Source organism: Gluconacetobacter sacchari (genome assembly GCF_014174255.1).
Taxonomy (GTDB): domain Bacteria; phylum Pseudomonadota; class Alphaproteobacteria; order Acetobacterales; family Acetobacteraceae; genus Gluconacetobacter; species Gluconacetobacter sacchari.
The window spans coordinates 160,242-179,458 of the sequence record NZ_JABEQJ010000005.1 but is presented as its reverse complement, the minus strand read 5'-3'; the positions used below and the strand labels follow the sequence as shown (position 1 = coordinate 179,458).

Genomic DNA, 19,217 nt, shown 5'->3' with positions numbered 1-19,217 from the left:
GCACAGATCCCGCCCCGTATCGGGCAGTCGTCCGCAGGCGAGCTTGAAACCCGGATCGCGCCGCAGGTGATCGAGGTCGTCGGCGTCCTCATAGCCGCAGGCAATGGCCAGTATGCGGGCACGCAGAATATCGGCCACGCCGTGTGTCACCCGTCGCGGATTGCGTGGATCGGCGATGAGCCGGGCGAGGCGATCAGCCAGGCCGATCCGCCGCTCGGCGGCAGCCAGCAGCAGGACACCACCATCCGAGGTGATCCGGCCACCATCAAAATCAGCCGTGATTTTCTTGCGTCCGATGGCTGGAAACAGGAACGGTTGGCTCGTATCGTCGGACATGGCGGGTGTGGCTCGGCGCGATCGGAGAAACGGAAGGACTCGACACCCAATTCGTAAACCCAATCAAAAGCTTAGGCGATACCCGCCACCCAGCCCCGACCAACCCCGTGAATAAGATGGGCTAAATACGCGCCACGTTTCACGGATAAGGCGCTGGTCGCCGATTACATTCGTGGCTTGCCGGTTTCTCATTCTTTTATAATGTTGGCATTCTACTATACAAACATACTTGAATATTATGTGCCGCGCATGGACGGCGACACTCTCATTTTGCCGATGTATTTGCCCGAGGATTTTCGTGCGCCTTTTGTCGATCCGCTGACGGCGACCGGACCGGCGGTCCTTGAAATCTTCTCGAACCCCGGGCTTTATGATGGCAGGACGCTTCCGGTCGTTGGTGACATTCTCTCGCCTCGTGAGATGGTAGCGACCTTTCAGCGGATCACCGGCATCAAGGCTGAATATCGCAATGCCTATACCAGAGACGGTCTGCTGCAATATTTTCCGGAATTCGCGGCCAATCAATTGCTCGTCCGGGAAATTTTGGGCATGGTCGAGTATGCGGTTGAATATGGTTATTTCGGGAAGGAGCGCGATCTTGAATGGAGCCGGCGTCTGAATCCCGATACGTTCAGTTGGGAGCAGTTCCTGCGGTCCACGGGCTGGCGAGGTGACAGGAAATCGTTTGGGCCCTGAGTCAGGATATGACGATGCCCGGCAGCTTGCGAATTTCGGAGATAAGAAAATCGACGACAAGTCGAACGCGTGCGGTCTTCGCGCGTTCCGGAATGATGAGCAGATTCAGGGGCACGGAGGCGAGTTCGTAGTCCTGCAAGAGGATTTCGAGCTGGCCATTGTCCAGGAGGTCGTGGACGAGCCACAGGTGCGCGGGGCCGATGCCACGTCCAGCGCGCGCGCCGCCAACCCGTGATCGACGCGCAAGCGTCCGCCGAAGGGCACGATCGAGGTTCTGCCATCCGCCCGTCTTAACGCCAGTGAATCGCTGCCCGCGATGTTGAGCATGCGGATTCCTTCGAGATTCGCCAATGCCTCTGGTGTCGCGGGTTTGCCATGCCGCAGGAGATAGTCGGTTGAACCGACAAGAACCCGCCGGCTGGCGCCGATGGCGTGCAGTTTCATGGAACTGTCGGCGAGCGGGCCGAGGCGTATGGCGATATCCATGCCGTCGCGCACGAGGTCGATGCGTTCGTCCGTCAGGCTCAGATCCACGGTGATTTCGGGGTGGCGATCTTGGAAAGCAAAGATCAGCCGGCTGATATGCCTGGTCCCGAGCGCCGCCGTGCATGAAATGCGCACGGTGCCGGCAGCGGCTCCGCGCGTGCTGCGAGCCTCGTCGCCAGCCTGATCGACAAAGCGCAAAATCTGGACGACGCTGGCGTAGTATCGGGCGCCCTCCTCGGTCAGCGTGACGCGCCGGGTGGTCCGGCTGAGCAGCGAAATATCGAGTGCTTCTTCCAACTCGCGGATGCTGTGGCCGGGACATCCGCGTATTCGCGCGGGGCGTCGAGACCGGCGAGCGGGAAATCCACGGCGGCTGGCGGATGCGGTCAGGGAGTGAGATGGCGGACCCGAAAGGACCAATGATTCATATTTAAATCATGTGCTTAGCTGGGCAAACTCGCCTTTCTGGCGCACAATTTATCAATGGGTTATGGGGCATTTGGCAAACGCAAAAAGAGCCCTCGGCCGGGGCCGAGGGCTCTTAATACACAGTACGTCCAATGGTTCGCTTATGCTGTCAGAAAAGCCGCATTATCAGCCTGTAGGTCACCCCAATCCTGGCCATTGAGCAGCCCGGATGCGGGCATCAGTTGGCGCCAGGCGATCCCATGGCACTCCATGATTCTCGATCGCACCCAGCGCCATGTGGCGCGCTGGATGCCACCCCAGGTCAGCAGATGGACGATCGAACCTTCGTCTGTGCCATCATAGGCCCAGGCCAAGAGGCAATGGCCGCCCCATGATCCCGGCGTCTGGTCGCCGGGTGTGGTGATGTCCCATACGCCACCCTCAGCCTGGTCGGCCAATGCCAGTTCCACGCCCAGATAGGCAGCCCCCATGCCAGCCATAACCAGCCGCAGGCCATTCAGATCGCCCGGCGGCGTCGACCCCCACACCGGATAGAGGGTCTGATCGGCCAGCCCATAACCCTCGCGCGTTGCGTGGGCCAGCACGTCGACCTCGATGCCTCCCTGGTCGGTTGCCGAATCGGCCGGTGAGTACCCGGTCGACCGTTCATAGAACAGGATGGCATCAGCATCGCGCACTGCCACCTGATACCCGGCCAGAGCCGCCGTGGCGCGGATATGGTTGCCCAGGCCGGCGGACGTGCAATTGCCCAGGCGGTCATTGGCCAGCATCAGGGGAGCTGGATCGATATGATCCCGGATCAGGCGCGCGGGGGCCCGCCGATTCATCATGCGTAGGCCTGATAAGGACGGCTGGCCCTTCCGGGTTTCGGCCGGCCGGCAGCCGAGGCGGCGCACCATCATTCCAGCCCCCGGTCACTCAGATATTGGCGCCGACGCCGCTTGGTCAGCAGCATAATGCCAACCGACAGCGTAAACTCGATCGCCGCACCGGCACCGATGTAGAGGGCATAAATCATCGGGTTTCTCCCTGGAGACCTTCGGTCAGATGGACACACCCGCGCACAAGGCCGGCACATGCGCCGTTACGCCCCAGCAGCGTCGCACTGGGGCCGGAATAGACAACCGAAGCGACGCGGCCGCTGCGAATCGTGACGGTGGCGCGGCAGGTGCCATGGCCGCCAAGGCTCAATTCGAGCGACAGCGGCCCCTTGATGTCGAACGGCCCCTGCACCGGCTGGTCCTGTCGCCAGGTGAGTGTTTCGATGCCGCCCCACTGCTCCTGTCGGTCTGGGACGCCCATGCAGGACAGCACGGCGCTGCGCGGCTGACCAACAAGGGCGGTCCGTGCCCGCTCTGGCATCGCGGTGCAGGCAGCCAGGGCCAGCAACCCGACGAGCCAGGCGCGGCGGATCACCGCAGACCGTGCCGCGCCTTGATGGCGTCGATCTGTGCGGCGCGCTGCTGGGAAGCCGCCATCGCAGCACCGATCTGGACGGTCGCCACGGTCCCGACAATCGCCTGCAGGATCGATGCGATATTGCCGATATCGCCCGAGATGCTGCTGACCTTGACGAGCAGAGCGGATGACAGGGCGGCCCCCTCCGACTCCGCGACGGCCGCGATATTGGCCGCGACGGTGCGGAGATCCGTGATCAGGCTGGTCAGGGCCGCCGGCGGGCTCGACCGGTCGAACGTCAGAGACAGCGACGAGCCGGCGCTGTCCTGGAAGGCAGCCAGACCGGTCTTGATGATCGCTACACCCTGATTGACGACGGACACCACGCCGGCCGGCACGCCGGAGAAGCCGAGGGTGGTCTGGCCGATCGACAGCGCGATGCCGACGTCGGTCACGACTTCGTCGACATCGATCGTGATCGTGGTCACGCCATTGGAGGTGGCGGCCGTACAGGCCGCCAGAGCGGTACCGGCCAGCAGAGCAGCAGAGCCGCGCAGGAACGAGCGACGCGAGGAATTGCGCATGAAACACCTCAATAAAAAAGCCGCCCCGAGGCGGCATGTTAATTTTCGTGCCTCGGATTGAGGCTTGAATTCAGAGGATTAGGCCTGGGGAGTTTCCGCCGGGGCCCCCGAGGCAGTCGCATCGCTGGCGGGTGCGGGCTGCACGGTGCCTCCCTCGATCGCCCGGATCGTGTCGCTGATACCGTCGAAGGCCTTTGCCAGCCCGGCATCCATGGCCGACAGGTTGATCGACGGATCCAGCCGGGGCAGCAATGCCTTGGTCAGCAACGACACCGCGGAGCCGACCAGGGCCAGATCTGATTTGACGGCGGCCGATTCGTGCTTTCCCGCAACGGTTTCGATCAGCCCTTCCAAGGCCGTTACGGCGGTCATTTCGTCCATGGGACGCTCCAAACAAAGAGGGCGCCGTAACGGCGCCCTGGGGTGAAGAATCTCAATGCGCGAGCCGGGCCCTGCCAGTCAGCCAGGATCCGGCGGCCGGATCGGCGCCCTTGGCGCGGCTAGAAGCCGTCGCGGATTGGCCTGCGCCGGGTCGACGCCGATCTGCCGGGCCAAAGCCGCCCGGTCGGCTTTGAGTGGGATTGCCAGTGACTTGATGCCCGGCTGGCTGACCGGCGCATTGCGACCGCGCGCATTGGCGATCCAGGTCAGCAATTGCCACAGCACGACCCAGCGGCTACCCGGCGCGGGCGTCCAGACCTGCAGGGCAAACCCGGCGAGCGGGCAGCAGGCCAGGGCGAGCAGGGGGAGCACCTGGCGCCAATGCTCCGGGAGATAGGGAGACACCACCGGCCAGAGATACATCGCGATCTGGGATACGGGGTCCATTGGACATCCTATGCCGCAATCGCGGCTGCAAACGCCGCGACATGTTGGGGATCGACTGCGCCAGCACCCAGCACGGTGTTATAGCCACGCTTCCATGCGGCACATTGCGCGACCGGGTCGTCGCGGGGCGGCAGGGGAGCGGCGGATCGGAAAAACACAAGGCTGCCGATACAGGCCGCGTATTCGTCGTTTTCGACCATCGCCTGGGCGCTCCCGATCAGCACGCCGCCATATCGTGCAGGCAGAAGCGAGCGCGTGATGGCGGCAAGGGCCGGGTGGTAGGGCAGCCAGTTGCGGCACAGATCATCGTGCGTCGCGGGCTCGACCTGCCACCAGCCGAGTGCCGGGCCGCCGACTTGGCGCCGGGCCCGGTATCCGCTCTCGACGTTTCCGATGCCTGCCATCAGCTGTCGTCGAGCGGTCTGATCGCCTGGCAGGTCCAGCAGAGCCAGGACAGGCACCAGGACATGCGTCACGACGTTCCGGATCAGGGTGGCGTTGCTCATTGCGGCGGCCTCGCTGCATCATTGGTATCGACGCCATGAATCTTCTGCCGCAACTGCACATTTTCGGTGCGCAGGTCGGCGATCTGCTCTTCATTGTCTCTTTGCCGGGCCTCAAGATCGTCAATCCTGCTGGAGAGGCGCGCGATTTCTTTCGCCTGCGATCTGATCGTCGCGGTAGCTGATCGGCCGCCAAAGCCAATCAACCACCGGATGGTAAACAGGCCAGCGCCGAGGGCCGCAGCCCACCAGGGCTGCGGAGTCATAGGATCGGACATCAGGTCTCCGGGCATAAAAAAAGCCGCCTATACGGCAGCTGTATTGTCTGGGCGTGATCTAGCGAGTCGTTAAGGAGCGGCGATCGGATAAACGCTCCCAACCGGATAATCCCCCTGCGGATCGGCCGCGAGCGCAAATCCCGCCGGCACGACCACTGCTGCAGGATCATCGATCTGCTGCGTCAGGATCACGGTGCCGGCCGGCGAGGCTACGACCGGCCCTGGCGTAACCGTGACGCCGGCATCCGGATCGGTATAGGGCGGCGGCGTGATCACGTAATCCGTGGTGCGGTAGAGGATGTAATTGGGCATGCGTGTTACTCCGCAATCCAGGCTGTGCCGTTGTAGATCACCGGGCAGAACGTCGAGCCGCCGCCGGTCGGGGTGGTGGCAAATGCGCAGGCTGTCGCATCGGTGACGTAGGCGCGCGCGCCCTGGTATCGCCGCGCATCGGTCGGCAGCGTCGCGACTGTGTAGCCGGTGGCGATCTCGCGCCGGACGCCGGCCGTGGTGGTCGCTCTTGCCGAATTGTCGCCGGCAGGCGGCGTCGGGATTACGGGAGACTGGCTCAGCGTCATGATCTGGGTTGCGCGCTCGACGGAAAATACAATCCCGAGAATGTGTCCGCTATCGTCAAACGCCGCCAGAACAAACGGGACTCCAGCATTCGCTGATGTTATAGCGCCACGCGCGCGGAATGCCCAAAATGGCAATGTCCCGTTAGTATTATTGGTAAACGCGATATCTCTTACGACGCCGTCGGGGCTTGTCACAGCGAGAGAACTTGGAATGTTGACAGCGCCATTGAAACTGCCCCCATTTATTGGCATCTGTAGCGCATCCGCATTGGCCCGCGTCGTCGCCTCCGCCGCGATGTTGCTCTGCAACGTCACCTCGACCCCCGTCGCGCGGGTGATCTCGGAGGTCAGGCCTGCCTGCGTAGCGTAGGCGGCCAGGGCGTCGGCGATATGCACCTGGGTGCCGCCGGTGGGCGTCACCACCGCCGGCGTCAGATCGCTGGCGATCGGCGCCGTGACCCGCCCGGACGCGTCCAATCCTGCAACGCCCGACGCCGCGCCGATCTTGCTGGTCGGAATCGCCGCATTGGCGGTCGTCGTGGTGGCGGTGAGCGCTGCCTGCATGGCATAGGTCTGGCTGGCTGCCGTCGTGGTCAGGTAGGCCGACAGATCGGACGACCTGGCCAGCGTACCCAGATAGGCGCCCAGCGTCGTCGCGCTGCCGCCGGCGGGCGTGACGGGGGCGGCCGTGGCGTCGCCGGTCAGCGGCGCTGTCAGGTGGCCCGAGGCGTCCAGGCCTGCCACACCCGATACCTGCCCGATCTTGCTGGCCGGGATCGCGGCATTGGCGGTCGTGGTGGTTGCAGTGAGCGCCGCCTGGGTGGCGTAGATCTGGCCGGCTGCCGTCGTGGTCAGGTAGGCCGTCAGATCGGACGATTTGGCCAGCAGGCCCAGATAGGCGCCCAGCGTGGTCGCGCCGCCCCCGGCGGGCGTGACGGGGGCGGCCGTGGCGTCGCCGATCAACGCCGCGGTCAGGCGCCCTGAGGCATCGAGGGCGGCTATGCCCGATGGTTGCCCGATCTTGCTGGCCGGGATCGCGGCATTGGCGGTCGTGGTAGTGGCAGTGAGTGCCGCCTGCGTGGCGTAGATCTGGCCGGCAGCCGTCGTGGTCAGATAGGCCGTCAAATCGGACGATTTGGCCAGAAGGCCCAGATAGACGCCCAGCGTCGTCGCGCTGTTGCCGGCGGGCGTGACGGGGGCGGCCGTGGCGTCGCCTATCAACGCCGCGGTCAGGCGGCCTGAGGCATCGAGGGCGGCCACGCCCGATGGTTGCCCGATCTTGCCGGCCGGGATCGCGGCATTGGCGGTCGTGGTAGTGGCAGTGAGTGCCGCCTGCGTGGCGTAAGAGGCCAGCGCATCGGCAATGTTGACCTGGCTGCCCCCGGTGGGTGTGACGACGGATTGGGAGAGGTCCAAGATCGGCGCGGGTGGCGGCGCACAGGTGGCGGCATAAGGCAGCAGCGTCGCTGCCAGCAGGGCGGATACCCAGAAAAAACGTGTATTGCGCGCCATCATTACGCTCCAGATGAGATGCATAATAGACCGTCATTTGACCAAACCACCCCAGCTCACCGGGGTCAGCAGATGGCAGAGGAATCGCCACCACGAGCTGCCCGGCCGCGTTGACGCGTAGGACGCTGGTGGTCGAGAGCACCAGGCCGCCCTGCACATCGAGGGCGGCCGCTCCGCCAGGCGACCCGATTTTTGCTTCCACGGCCAGCGTCGCCGCATTTGCCGCGCCACTGGCAGCATTTGTGGCGTTTATGGCGGCTGCCTGAGCGGCGTTGGCGGCCGTATTGGCTGCAGCGATCTGATTGTCGATCTGCTGCGTTGCGTTGGCGATCGCGGTCGCAATTTCGGTGGCCGTCGCGGTGCCGCTCAGCAAAAGCTGCACGCTGATCAGCATCGTTTTGCCGCCGACAATGCCCAGGATACTGTCGGTGGGCGCCGGCGCCGCCGGCGACGAGGGCACGCCCGGCAACGGTGTCGTTGTTACTGTGCTCATTGCCCCTCACATCACGATTTGATTGCCGGACGCGTCCACCAGGACCGACCTGTCGGACAGAATCAGCGCACCCGGCGCAAGGCCCGCGCCATTATCCAGCACGGGCCAGTCGGGGACCTGCGCCGGCGTCTGGTCCTGGCTGATCGGCAGGATGACGGGGATATCCACCACGCGTCCCAGACCTGTGGTCAGCGTGATCGTCAAGCGGGAGGCCCCTCCCGTCTGCCCTCCGGAGATCAGCACCATGACGACTCCGTTGATGATCGTCATGGCGGCGACATTGACGTCTGCGGCTGATGCGGGTGTGGGCCAGGAGATAGCAGCAGCAGCCAGCGTGTCGTCTGCATCCTTTAACCAGCCTGAGGGATCAACCGAGTAATCTAGGAAATCGGCTGAATTTTTCATGGGCCAGCGCAAAGGCGCTCCGCAGATCATTATGCCGCGTGGAATCAGTTGGGGCACCGAAGGCGCCGCTATTGTCCGAGACGGCGCTGGCCGCCAAGTCATACGTTGGCCTGCTTGACGGCAGATTGGTCATCATCGCCTACAACGATATTCGAGCCCGATCCGCTGTGAGTCTGCTGGACCATTGCGGCCCGCCGCCCAGGACCCCGGGCTCCCTGGCGATTCTGCTTTTTCGCAGGCTGGGATGTCCCCGGCGGCAGACCGCACATGACCTCCTCGCCAGATTCGGGCGATGCCGGTGCGTTCGCGGAAAATGTGTGGCCGATATGCCCCCCCACATTGTTCACGCGATTCTTGTTGCCAAAGTTGATGTTCCCATCACCCTCGCGCATGCCCATCGGCGGCATACCGCGCAATTTACGCAGGATGACGGCCACCGCAGGTACCAGCAGGCCGGGCACCTGTGCCTGTTCGATAAAGCCGGCCAGCATCTCGGACTCGGCCTGGGGGAGCACCTTGCCCTTCTTGAGGCGCCCCTTGGCGGCACAGACTGTTTCCAGCAATTTGCCCGGAAAAACGCTGTTATCCAGCATCTGGAGCAGGATGTTGGTTTCTTCGGTGGTCAGTTTGATCATGATTGATCCCCTAATTAATGGACGGTGACGGCGCCCAGCGCACTGAGGCCGCTGAGCAGGCTGGAGAGTGTGGTCACGACATCGGACAGCGCCGGAGACGACGGGAGGGCCGTCACACCGGGCCGCGTGACCGGAGTCACGCCGAACAGTCCGATTTTTGCCGTGTCGAGTTGCAGGACGGGCGACGAGGCGCCCGCAGGGGCGACGAACAGGTCGGTACCGCCCGCCATCGCCCAGTCGCGGCCGATCAGCCACTGGTTGCCGATCTGCATCGCCGCGCGCATTGAGGCGGCATGGGTTTTCGTGCCCCGCTGGTCCGGAAGAATGCTGAGCATTACGCCGCTATCGTCATACGGCTGGCCGCCCAGAACCGTCAGATAGCCATTCTGGATGCCGACCTGGTAGCCTCCGGTGGACGACGCGCCCGTAGGTGGCCCGATATAGATCCCGAAATCGGTCCAGTCGTACGCCCCGAAGCACACCTTGAACCGGCTGCGCTGCGTCGAATTGTAGACGCTGCCGCCACCGCCGCCCGCCAGATACGCATACATCGCGCCGTAATCGGCATTGCCGTATGAGCCGTCGACAACAGCGGGCGATCCCGAAAACCCACACGCGACATACATCGCGGTGACAGGATAGGTTCGGCCGGTCGATGGGTCGCCGCCGTAATAGGTGATTTCGTCAGCCGAGAGCGGCCGATTGCAGGCGCTGAAGATGAAACTGCCCTGGCCGTTGCCGTCCATCAGTTCAGATCCCGCCGCCAAGGGCGTCATGAGATAGGACATGCCCAACTGCACGCTCGGCCGCTGGGTCGGGTCCGCGGTGATATTGGTGATCAGGTGATTGTCGTAGCCAATCAGGTGAATGTTCTTTTGCGAATGCGACGAGAACGGCTGGAGATAGGTATAGACGCACGAGATCTCGCTGTTCGTTCCGTCCGGCAGCGCCTTGACGTCATAGACGTTGGAAATCACCGAAAACGTCGCGGACGATCCAGCCATGGGTGCGGATCGACCGTAATAGGCATTGATCTGCATTGCGCCGCCGACGCCGGCGTAGGCATTGGACGTCAGAGACTGCGACTGCGACCACTGGATGATGCACTGATCGTCGCCCGTCCACTTGATCGGCAGGTTGTTGGTCGCCTTGTGGTAGACGTAATAACCGCCGTCGCCGTTCCCGGGCTGATCTGTCCCCCAGTACCAATCGTCGTTATATGAGATGGATGTCCGCTTCGTGCCCGCTGCTGTGTTGCGGATACGGACGGCATCAGTGACCGCGTCCTGAGCGGTGAAGATCGGGCACAGAGCCTGCCCGTTCGACACGTCCATCTTGCCATATTGGATGGCATTGAGCTGAGATGCAGTCAGTGTAGCGCCGGATACGAAACTGATGACAAGGCCGCCGAGCGGAGTGGTTGTCATGTGGCCAGCACTCCCTCAACCATCATCGACGCCGAAAATCCATCACCGCTGGCGGCAACGCCGGATGTTCCGCCGGACTGTTTGCCGACATGCAGCGTCACGGTGTTGTGTCCTACCGTGCCGTTGACCCAGGATGCCCAGCCCGCAGGGGCGCCCGTCTGGGATCCGAAGAAATAGCCGGGCGAGAAATTGAACGGCAGATTGATGGTTTTTGAGTCGTAGACGTTCGTTTCCTGCCACAGCAGACGGCACATGGTGCCGACCTTGACCCAGATAATGCCTGTCGAGTCACCAGAGTCCGGCGATGTGCCCGTGCTCGAATAACCAGATGCCATGAAGAGGGTCCGGGCTGCCGCGAGGGTCTGGCCGTTATTGGTTTTGTCGGGGAGGGCTCCGACCGCATCAAGCCATGCCATCAACTCCTCCTGAAGCGTGTTGAACGCATCGGGATCGATAACAGACGCAGCTTGATTTCCCGGCGATCCACCTGTCGCGAAGCCAGGCGTGCCAGAAACGGCGGCAGGCACCGGCATCGCCGTGACCTGAGTGCCGTTCGATAGGCGATGCATGCAAATTCCCTTCTTTTCAGGACAGGGTGCCAATGTTCAGGATAAACTGATCCAAAGGCGTCGGATTTCCTGCGGAAAAATTGAAGATCAATGTTGTTCTTGCGGGTGCGCGGGCACGCATCTCACACCCAAGAACATTCAGCCCCCATGTTCGGTATGGATTGCCGAACAGCGACTTTGCGAACTGTGCGGATTGAATCCCGATATCAGAACAGTTGATCTGCCAGACGTAAGCCCAGGCGCGTCCAAGATAGGGGGAACCAAATCGTGCCTGCCCAAATCTCGACGGAGTAAACATCGTAATTGTGATGTCGTATCCGAGAGATTTTGCGAGATTGATATAATATTCCGCAGATGATCCACCGTTGTCTGTGAGTCGCGATACAACCTGCGCCTGACGTTGTGACAGCAGTGGATTAGAGCCGGCACATGGGTCCGGCAGCCCGAGCGCACTTTCCCATGCAGGCAACAGTTCGATGGCCGTGGACGGGAACGCGTCGGTCAGAAGGTGCGCGGCGCGTGCGGCGCTACGCTGGAATGCGGGGGCCCAGACGGATGCAACCGCGGATACCGTGCTGTCGGATGCACGGGGCCAGATTGGCCCGCGTGGCAGCAGGCGGAGGATGGCTGAGGCGAAATCGGAAATCGAATAGATCGGTGCGGGCATGGGTCACGACGCGTATGTAATGGCGCCGAGCGTCGGCATCGCGCCCGTAACGCTTCCCGAGATCGGACCGGTGGGGGATTGGACTGTAAAGGTCGACAGGCCCAGGGCGGCGATCGCTTCTTCCCACTGGTTTGGGTAGATCGTCCCGGTTGGCGCCCCCTCCGCATTCGCGATCCACATCCCGGCCGGCGACGACAGCCGTGTGCACATATCCTGCAATGCGGTGCGAATTGCAGCCTGGTTGGCCGCACTGTTTCCGCTCCCCAGATCCGTGATCGCGAAATCGACCGGCTGTGCGGTCGGCGCGCAGACGACAACGAGATCCGTCACCGACTGGTCGGGCCAGACCGCATTGGCGATTGCCAACTGATCTCCGGTGGCCGCCGTGTATCGGCTGTCGGCAGACGATACGCCGTTCGTTCCCTGCGGCAGGCCGCCATATTGAGCATTCGCCTTATCCAGCATGGCGAACAGGCCAAGGCTCCCGTCGCCAATATAGTTCTGGGCAACCCAGGCTCGCGTAACGCCAGGGACCGCCTTCGCCCACTGCACATAGTCGGACACGTTGCCGTTGGTGCCGCCGTTCTGATAGGCAGCCAGCATGCGCGCCCTGAAGGCGTCTTCATCCTCGATGTCGGCGCCCCCCGTAAACGCCGCGATGACGGTGCCTGTGGTCTGGACGCCCGGGACCGGCGCCGTCAGCGTAGCGATCGTGCCGGCGGGCAGATTGCCGACGCTCCCCGTCGTCGTCATCAGTGCGTTGGCGACGGTGGTGCCGTTGACGGTGACGCTGTCGGCAGTGACGGTAGCGACAAATCCGCCGACGAAGGAGATCTGTGTGCCGGCCGGGATCGTATTGCTGTCGGTTGCCACAAAACTGATCCCGGTGGATGTTGCCGCCGTGGGCGCCTTCTGCTGGACACCCTTGAGGGCAGCCCATCCTGCCAGATATTCGTCTGTGGCCGTCCATGGGACCGCCTGGAGCGATACCCAGTCGATATAGCCGTAGTGCAGCCATGCCAGGCCCGCGAGGACGATTGCCAGCACGTACAGGACCGAAAAGCGCATCAGGGAGACGACGCCGGGAATCCCGCCATTGATCACATCCTGCACGGCCTGCTGGCGCAATTGCGTCAGGGTGGGGCGCGCATAGGGCATTTACGATATTTCCTTCCAAGCCCATGAAAATTGGAACACGCGTGAGTTTGAGTGCCCCGGCTCGATGACCGACACCCTGAATTCGACCGACTGCCGGTTCGCGACGCTCCACCACGCGTCGACCGCGATCGAGGATGCGACACCGTCATCGATCAGCCACTGCAAGGCCTCGGACACGATCGCCTGAACCTCGGCTGGTATGGCAGCGTCACCGCTCTTCACGGCACGACGGAGTTGCCATAGGCGCGAGCCGATCGGCACATCCGCGAACGCGTCGCCCCACCATCCGCCCCGATCGGCTGCGATGCTGCCCGCCGGTCCCGAGGATGCGGATATGCCGATGGCGGTATCGGCCGATGTCGGCTGGTCGGCCGCCACCCGGTCCGTAAACAGGCTGACAAGCACTGCGGATGCGAGACTGTCGCCCAGTGCAAGGTCGCCAGAGACGATCGACCAGTCGCCGCGCCCGGCAACTGGATCCCATGCGATTGCTATGTCCATTTCCAGCTCCGTCAGGTTGCGAGGGGCTTGCCCGTCTGGCCGCTTCCCGGCTGCACGCCGCTGTGGGGATGAGTGGACAGCGCAACCACTCCCGCGATCACCTCTTTCGCGGTGACGGTGCCCTCGATTGTCCAATCACCGCTGATCGTGCCCCGGCCGGCTGCAGGATCGATCTGGATGGACCCATCGCCCTTCAGCCAGATCCGCGAGCCTGTGCGGGGGTGATACAGCGCCACATCGCCCGGCTGGAGGTAGTCGGGCCGGTTGCGCTGATCGCCGCTGGCAACACCGACGCCCCGGGCCCGGTCACCGCCCTGGAAAACGAGGACCACGTCAGCCCCCGGAACTGGGCGGCTGGCCACGCCGTACTGCTGGAGCAGCGGCACATCCGAACGGATCTCGCCGCCGGGCAGCACTACCTGGATCCGGCTGACGGGCAGGCTTTCGTCCGTGTCCGAGATTTGCCGGGCGATCCCCAGAGCCGTCAGCACCCGCTGCCCCAGCCGACGGAGAGGGGCGCTCACAGGCCACCGGGCAATGGTGCGGCATTGTTGCTGTTGATCGCCCGCATCCCCTCGTTCGCCTGCATGGGCAGCAGGATAGGCTCAGGCACCATCGCCTCCGGCGGCATCAGCGTGACATCGCAATGCGTTCCCCCTTCGTCGCGGCGGAAGACCAGTTCGGTGATCAGCCATTCGATGCCATCGCGTTTCAGGGCCGGCAGACTCACCTGCGCGATCGTGTTGGGCGACCACAGGGATCCGCTGTTGTCGCGCCAACCGTCGCAGGTCAGTTCGATGACCTGCGATCGGCCATAGCGTCGACTGGCCTCCCACTGCACGCGCCGGCGCGCGTAGTCGTAATTTCCGTCATCGCCGGATTCGACGGGCACGAGCATCCTCCGCCAGGGGCGGCTAATGCCGTTATCATACCCGACTGCGTTGACGGGGGCGGTTTTGGCGGCGAACTCGCTGACATAGTCATTGCTCGCCGGCGGCTGGGTGAGCACCAGAGGGGTCTGGATGATCGCCTGGATGGAGGCGAAGCGGCCTGCCTGGCTCGCGCGGACACGTGCAGCCTCGACATTCCTGCCCTGAGCGAAAGCGGATGGAATGACCGTAATGCCCACCGGTGCCAAGGCGATGTTGCCGTCCGGGCGGTCGTAGAACAGGCAGTTGGCCAGACGACAGACGCGCTCGATCGCCTCATAGGCGGTTTCTGACAGGATAATCGAAAAGACCTGAATATCGACACTGCCAGCCCCAGCCACGGGATAGACCGAAATTCCAGCGGTTGCCGCCAGCTTCCGGATGATCGCCAGGGCATTCATGCTGTTGAGCTGATAGGTTGCGATCTCGGCGGCGGAATCGACCAGATCGATCGATTTCGATGCAACGGCGACATGGACGGCGTGGCTGTCCGGTGTCATTTCACGATCGATCGTCACCACATACCCGGTCAGGACCAGATCGCTACCGATATAGATCTGGCATGCGTCGCCCTCATTGATCGTCACGTCAGTCTGGCTACCCGGCTGCCACTCCGTCGCGATCAGGTCCGCCGCCCAGGGCATGATTTCCACCCCGCAGCGGATCTGCACCTCAGTCCAGCCACTGATTTTCAGGCTGCCGACGACGATCGATACGTCGTCGGATGGCTGGGCGCCGTAACCCAGCACGTCGCCGATGGATGCCAGCAAGTCTGACATGAGGCTCTCCCGAATGTTCCCAAAAATGGAATATTCTGCTTGTTCCCAAAAATGGAACATGCTACAAAATGCCCATGAACGTGATCGCGCTGAAAACCCTCAAGGATTTCTGGACTGCCGAGCCCAAGGCAGAAACGCCGCTGCGCGCGTGGTATGCACTGGTGTCGAAGTCCGAATGGAATGGGCCGGCGGATGTCCGGGCCATGTTCGGCAGCGCCGATTTCGTGGGCGATTCCCGCGTGATTTTCGATATCGGCGGCAATAAATACCGCCTGATCGTTCATGTGGCCTATCGCTACAAGCGCGTGCTGATCAAGTTTGTCGGCACACACAAGCAGTATGACAAAATCAACCCGGAGACCGTGTGATGATGATGGATATCCGACCGATCCGGACCGATGCGGATCACGAATGGGCCCTCGCCGAAATCGAGCAATATTTCCACGCTGAGCCCGCGCCCGGCACGCCGGAAGCTGACCGGTTCGATGTTCTGGCGACGCTGATCGAAGCCTACGAGAACCAGCATTACCCGATCGAGGCGCCCGATCCTGTGGATGTTCTCCGGTTCTACATGGAGCAGAACAGGCTAGGGCAGGCGGATCTCGCCCAGGTTCTGGGGTCGCGCCCTCGCGCCAGCGAAGTGCTGGCCGGTCGCCGGGATCTGAGCCTGTCGATGATCGCCGCTGTTCGCGCCGCCTGGGGCATTCCAGCCGATCTGCTGATTCCGCGCCGCGCGGCGGCGTGATTCAGCTCGATAGCGCTTCGAAGCTGGGTGGCATGAAGGCCGGGTGGATGGGATTGGCGCGTCGGATAAGATCCGGCGCCCGGGTCGCATCGGCATAGATCTGCTGGGCCAGCACCAGCGCAGGAAGAGGAGCGTTGCGCGTTACGGTGATGATGTCGGGCAACTGACTGGCCCGCTGGGCCAGGTCCTGCAAAACGTTCGCCCGCAGAGCACGCAACGCCTGCCACGTCGCATCGTAGCCCGCATCCGCCGCGATCGTTGCCTCAGCATCCAGCAGGGCGCCGACCCATTGCCGCAGCGTCTCGGCCTCACTGGACGAGGTTGGTTGCCAGTCCGAACAGGCGGTCGCGATCGAGAGCAGCGCACCCTGGCGGCACAGCATGGCTGTGGCGGTCTGTACTGCCGCGATGGCGCCCCCAATCGGCGCCGACGATGCCAGCACGGCCTGGTCGAATTGTGCCAGCAGGGTCAGCAGGGCGATCTGGGTGCCCGGATCGGGAATTGCGCCGCGCAGGGCTTCCGGCACGGCCAGGATGGCGGCAGCCAGGCCTGCTGCATCGGCCTGGGTGCCGATGGCGGAGGCATAACGAGCCAGGCCTTCCCGGCTGGCTGCCAGCGCCGCCAGCGCGCTGCCAACTGTGGCCGACGGGTCCACGGTGCCAGCATTGAGGCTGGTATATCGCCCATTATTGCCCGGCACCGTCGCCACGGCGGCGGCATAGGCCGCCGGCGACGACAGGGCCGTTACGGCACCTGCCGCCCAGCTGCTGGCAGTGCCGACAGCCGCGCTCACAACAGATGACCCGACTGCCATTTTAGGCGCGGCGATGCTGCCATAATCCGACGATGACGCCGCGTTGAATGCGATCGTCGCCACTCCGATTGCGGCATGCAGCGCCGTGAGAATGGTGGTGCTGAGGTAGTTTTTCTGTTCGAGAAATTCAAATTCCAGATCGATGACGTTGGTATAGCCATCGCGTTCGCGCCACTCGAATCGCAGGCACGCCGCCTGGATCGCCCCGAGGGAGGGGTGGACCAGCAGCCCGTTGCCTTTGGTCTCCGACGCGTTGACCAGGAGATCCCGCTGCGCCTGGCACAATGCGCCGTTCACGAAGCCCCGGATACGGTAGATGCGTCCCTTGCGGCCGATATCCTCAGCCCAGGGCGTATCGCGGTACGGATAGTCATGGACGGCGAACTTCCGGCCCGGCTCTCCGCCAGTCCCCATCACCGCGAACGGGATGCCCCTGAAGGAGCATTGCAGGTATTGGCCGCCGAGGTTCGTCAAGGTGGAGAGTGCGCCCGACATTTACAATCCCCCTCCCGATATATCCGGAGCCATCGCCCGGCTTTGAGTGACCGATGACACCCGCAGCCCCGAACTGGCGGACGTTACGCGCACCTTCGATCCAGGGGGCGCGTTTTCGTGGATGACCTCGACTTTCAGGCCCTGCGGCGCCACGGTGGCCGCTGGCCCGTTGATATTGCCGGGCGGAACAATCGCGGCCGGCGCGGATGCCACGTTCCGGGCGAAAAGGTCAGAATAGGCGGTGCCAGGCGTGCCGTTCGCATCCGTTCCGACCTGCCCCGTCCGCAGGAACGAGAGCGCGCCCCCTGCGCCCTGATTGTGGGCATAGGCCAGGATCTCTCCCTTTCCCTCCGCATCCATGCGCCGGAATGCGCCGCTGTTGGCACTCAAGGTTGCCTGATTGGACGCCGTGTAGGCGCGGAAATACCGCTCCTGCATTGCGGGATCGCTCAGGAAACGGGCCTGAGAAGGGGCATCCTCGTGCAGCCACCGAGCCGCATCGCTGATCGCGCCACGGCCCATCTGATACCGGCCGGCATAGGCTCCGCCGGCGCCCCCCATCTGGTCGTAACGGGAATGTTCGATCGACGCGACACTGCGCGCGTAAACATCGAACAGCCGATCGTTTTTCGTCACGTCCTGTCCGAGCGATCGACGCATCTCCGGCGACAGCGTGTCGTTCGCAGAAGTGTAGGCGGGATGCAGGGCCTCCCATGCTGCGAAACCCACCCCGGCCCGCATAGCCACCCCCGCCAGGCCGGCAGCCGTTCCGACGCCTGTGAGTGCCGTACCGATCGACGTGACGGCTGCCGCGACCTGGAGCAGTCCGGCCACGACCGGCAGCGCATAAAGGGCGGCGATCGCACCGAGCGCGGCGCGACCCGCATTTTCCCAACCGCCCAGTTTGTCGACGACGTTAGACACCTCCAGGTAGGCCGCGTGGACGTTGTCCTTGATCTCCTGCCAGCCGCCGTTGCGTAGCCAGGCCATGAACCGGCCGACATAGCCGGCAATGTCCTGTGCGATCCATTGCCGGTTGGCAGCAATCCATTCGGACATGCCATCGATAACCGGGCGCAGAGCAGGCTCGACGGCCTCGGCAAGGCTGTTGCCAAAGCCCTCTACTGCCAACCCGAGGCCGCTAGTCGACCGTTGCAGGCGCGCCGCCGCGTCGGCGCCGTGCTGATTCATGACGCCGTAGCGTTCCGCCAGGCGGATGTTGGCCTGATACTCGCGTTCCGTCTGCTGGAAGATCGGCAGCAGACCCTGCGCCGCGCCGCCGAAGATCTGCATGGCCGCGATCGTGCGCGCGGCAGGATCGTGAATCGCCCGGATCTTGCTGCCGATCCGTTCGAACATCTTGTCGGGCGCAATGGTCTGCAATTCCTGCAACGAAATGCCGAGCGCCTGGAATTGCGCAGCCGCCTCCGGCGCAAAGCCGTTCGCAGCCTCCCACCGGGTGGTGGACAGCTGCTGGAGCGCATTGCTCATGGCATCACCCGAACCGCCGGCCAACTGGGCGGCATTGCGCATGGCCTGAAGCCTCTGGGGTGCGAGGCCCATCGCACGCGAGGCAGTGCGCAACTGGGTGCCGAACTGGGCCCAGGCGCTCGAAAGCCGGTAGATCCCGGCCACGCTGGCGGCGCCGGTGATCGTGCTCAGGACAGGAACGATCTGGCCCATGGTGCGAAAGGCGCCCAGGGCAGACCGTGCGATGCGCTGCATGCCGTTGTTCAGGGACGCGAAGCCCGAGAGGCGACCCAGGCGCCCGAATGAGGACCGCAGCCGCTCGACCGGTGCGCGCATCCGATCCAGGCGACCATTGATACGGTCGACGATGGATGAGACGCGATCGTTCGCCGAGATCGTGACCTTAGCGCCGACGTTTGCCATTCTCGATCGCCTTCTTCTGCTGTTCGGAAATCCGGTTGGCGCGCTCGGCCCATTCGAGCATTTCGGTTCCGGTCAGCGT

The 19,217-nt window shown here is 63.5% G+C and carries 26 protein-coding genes; 4 read left to right on the top strand and 22 right to left on the bottom strand.

Going from position 1 to position 19,217, the window contains the following annotated elements; genetic code table 11:
- Positions 1–336 (bottom strand): transposase (locus tag HLH48_RS06115; RefSeq protein ID WP_182996600.1); only part of this gene is annotated, 336 nt, incomplete at its 3' end.
- Positions 337–447: 111 nt separating this feature from the next.
- Here HLH48_RS06115 and HLH48_RS06110 point away from each other — a divergent pair.
- Positions 448–1,032, top strand: coding sequence for an NmrA family NAD(P)-binding protein (locus HLH48_RS06110; RefSeq protein WP_264812924.1), 585 nt, complete (start codon positions 448–450; stop codon positions 1,030–1,032).
- 105 nt (positions 1,033–1,137) lie between these two features.
- Here the strand turns inward: HLH48_RS06110 and HLH48_RS06105 are convergent, their stop codons facing one another.
- The 10 genes from HLH48_RS06105 to HLH48_RS06060 form a co-directional block, all read right to left on the bottom strand.
- On the bottom strand, positions 1,138–1,815 hold the full coding sequence (locus tag HLH48_RS06105; RefSeq protein WP_456305407.1) for a LysR substrate-binding domain-containing protein: 678 nt from the start codon (positions 1,813–1,815) through the stop codon (positions 1,138–1,140).
- A gap of 272 nt (positions 1,816–2,087) precedes the next feature.
- Positions 2,088–2,849, bottom strand: a complete 762-nt coding sequence (locus HLH48_RS06100) for a hypothetical protein (RefSeq protein WP_182996599.1) — start codon at positions 2,847–2,849, stop codon at positions 2,088–2,090.
- A 112-nt stretch (positions 2,850–2,961) separates the two neighbouring features.
- Positions 2,962–3,363: a hypothetical protein gene (locus HLH48_RS06095; RefSeq protein ID WP_182996598.1), complete on the bottom strand. Its 402-nt coding sequence runs from the start codon at positions 3,361–3,363 to the stop codon at positions 2,962–2,964.
- A complete protein-coding gene (locus HLH48_RS06090) occupies positions 3,360–3,929 on the bottom strand; it encodes a twin-arginine translocation signal domain-containing protein (protein WP_182996597.1) in 570 nt (189 codons plus the stop codon). Before HLH48_RS06090 ends, HLH48_RS06095 begins: the two co-directional genes overlap by 4 nt.
- Before the next feature lie 78 nt (positions 3,930–4,007).
- A complete protein-coding gene (locus HLH48_RS06085) occupies positions 4,008–4,310 on the bottom strand; it encodes a hypothetical protein (RefSeq protein ID WP_182996596.1) in 303 nt (100 codons plus the stop codon).
- A 78-nt stretch (positions 4,311–4,388) separates the two neighbouring features.
- Positions 4,389–4,757, bottom strand: coding sequence for a hypothetical protein (locus HLH48_RS06080; protein ID WP_182996595.1), 369 nt, complete (start codon positions 4,755–4,757; stop codon positions 4,389–4,391).
- An 8-nt stretch (positions 4,758–4,765) separates the two neighbouring features.
- A complete protein-coding gene (locus HLH48_RS06075) occupies positions 4,766–5,263 on the bottom strand; it encodes a hypothetical protein (protein WP_182996594.1) in 498 nt (165 codons plus the stop codon).
- Entirely contained in the window at positions 5,260–5,538 is a 279-nt protein-coding gene (locus HLH48_RS06070; RefSeq protein ID WP_182996593.1) for a hypothetical protein, read from the bottom strand. Before HLH48_RS06070 ends, HLH48_RS06075 begins: the two co-directional genes overlap by 4 nt.
- A gap of 69 nt (positions 5,539–5,607) precedes the next feature.
- Positions 5,608–5,850 carry a hypothetical protein gene (locus tag HLH48_RS06065; RefSeq protein WP_182996592.1) on the bottom strand — a complete coding sequence of 81 codons (243 nt, stop codon included), beginning with the start codon at positions 5,848–5,850 and terminating at the stop codon, positions 5,608–5,610.
- 5 nt (positions 5,851–5,855) lie between these two features.
- Entirely contained in the window at positions 5,856–7,628 is a 1,773-nt protein-coding gene (locus HLH48_RS06060; protein ID WP_182996591.1) for a hypothetical protein, read from the bottom strand.
- A gap of 323 nt (positions 7,629–7,951) precedes the next feature.
- Between HLH48_RS06060 and HLH48_RS06055 the strand changes: the two genes are divergently transcribed.
- A complete protein-coding gene (locus HLH48_RS06055) occupies positions 7,952–8,143 on the top strand; it encodes a hypothetical protein (protein ID WP_182996590.1) in 192 nt (63 codons plus the stop codon).
- On the opposite strand, the gene HLH48_RS06050 is transcribed toward HLH48_RS06055, so the two are convergent.
- The 9 genes from HLH48_RS06050 to HLH48_RS06010 all read right to left on the bottom strand — a co-directional run bounded on the left by HLH48_RS06050 (position 8,128) and on the right by HLH48_RS06010 (position 15,251).
- Complete coding sequence (locus HLH48_RS06050) at positions 8,128–8,526, bottom strand: phage fiber-tail adaptor protein (RefSeq protein WP_182996589.1); 399 nt, start codon at positions 8,524–8,526, stop codon at positions 8,128–8,130. The genes HLH48_RS06055 and HLH48_RS06050 overlap by 16 nt on opposite strands.
- A gap of 98 nt (positions 8,527–8,624) precedes the next feature.
- A complete protein-coding gene (locus tag HLH48_RS06045) occupies positions 8,625–9,161 on the bottom strand; it encodes a hypothetical protein (RefSeq protein WP_182996588.1) in 537 nt (178 codons plus the stop codon).
- A 14-nt stretch (positions 9,162–9,175) separates the two neighbouring features.
- Positions 9,176–10,588, bottom strand: coding sequence for a hypothetical protein (locus HLH48_RS06040; RefSeq protein ID WP_182996587.1), 1,413 nt, complete (start codon positions 10,586–10,588; stop codon positions 9,176–9,178).
- A complete protein-coding gene (locus HLH48_RS06035; RefSeq protein WP_182996586.1) occupies positions 10,585–11,157 on the bottom strand; it encodes a hypothetical protein in 573 nt (190 codons plus the stop codon). The genes HLH48_RS06040 and HLH48_RS06035 overlap by 4 nt, the downstream gene beginning before the upstream one ends.
- 16 nt (positions 11,158–11,173) lie before the next feature.
- On the bottom strand, positions 11,174–11,824 hold the full coding sequence (locus HLH48_RS06030; RefSeq protein ID WP_182996585.1) for a YmfQ family protein: 651 nt from the start codon (positions 11,822–11,824) through the stop codon (positions 11,174–11,176).
- Positions 11,825–11,827: 3 nt separating this feature from the next.
- A complete protein-coding gene (locus tag HLH48_RS06025) occupies positions 11,828–12,982 on the bottom strand; it encodes a baseplate J/gp47 family protein (RefSeq protein ID WP_182996584.1) in 1,155 nt (384 codons plus the stop codon).
- Positions 12,983–13,483 carry a phage GP46 family protein gene (locus HLH48_RS06020; RefSeq protein ID WP_182996583.1) on the bottom strand — a complete coding sequence of 167 codons (501 nt, stop codon included), beginning with the start codon at positions 13,481–13,483 and terminating at the stop codon, positions 12,983–12,985.
- An 11-nt stretch (positions 13,484–13,494) separates the two neighbouring features.
- A complete protein-coding gene (locus HLH48_RS06015; protein WP_182996582.1) occupies positions 13,495–14,007 on the bottom strand; it encodes a phage baseplate assembly protein in 513 nt (170 codons plus the stop codon).
- On the bottom strand, positions 14,004–15,251 hold the full coding sequence (locus HLH48_RS06010; RefSeq protein WP_182996581.1) for a phage baseplate assembly protein: 1,248 nt from the start codon (positions 15,249–15,251) through the stop codon (positions 14,004–14,006). The genes HLH48_RS06015 and HLH48_RS06010 overlap by 4 nt, the downstream gene beginning before the upstream one ends.
- A gap of 14 nt (positions 15,252–15,265) precedes the next feature.
- On the opposite strand from HLH48_RS06010, the gene HLH48_RS06005 reads away from it, so the two are divergent.
- Positions 15,266–15,559, top strand: coding sequence for a type II toxin-antitoxin system HigB family toxin (locus HLH48_RS06005; protein WP_182996580.1), 294 nt, complete (start codon positions 15,266–15,268; stop codon positions 15,557–15,559).
- Positions 15,559–15,936: a helix-turn-helix domain-containing protein gene (locus tag HLH48_RS06000; protein ID WP_246386966.1), complete on the top strand. Its 378-nt coding sequence runs from the start codon at positions 15,559–15,561 to the stop codon at positions 15,934–15,936. The genes HLH48_RS06005 and HLH48_RS06000 overlap by 1 nt, the downstream gene beginning before the upstream one ends.
- A gap of 1 nt (position 15,937) precedes the next feature.
- Here HLH48_RS06000 and HLH48_RS05995 read toward each other — a convergent pair whose 3' ends face one another.
- On the bottom strand, positions 15,938–17,245 hold the full coding sequence (locus HLH48_RS05995) for a DNA circularization protein (protein ID WP_182996579.1): 1,308 nt from the start codon (positions 17,243–17,245) through the stop codon (positions 15,938–15,940).
- On the bottom strand, positions 17,246–19,138 hold the full coding sequence (locus tag HLH48_RS05990) for a phage tail tape measure protein (protein ID WP_182996578.1): 1,893 nt from the start codon (positions 19,136–19,138) through the stop codon (positions 17,246–17,248).
- Positions 19,139–19,217 lie beyond the last annotated feature (79 nt).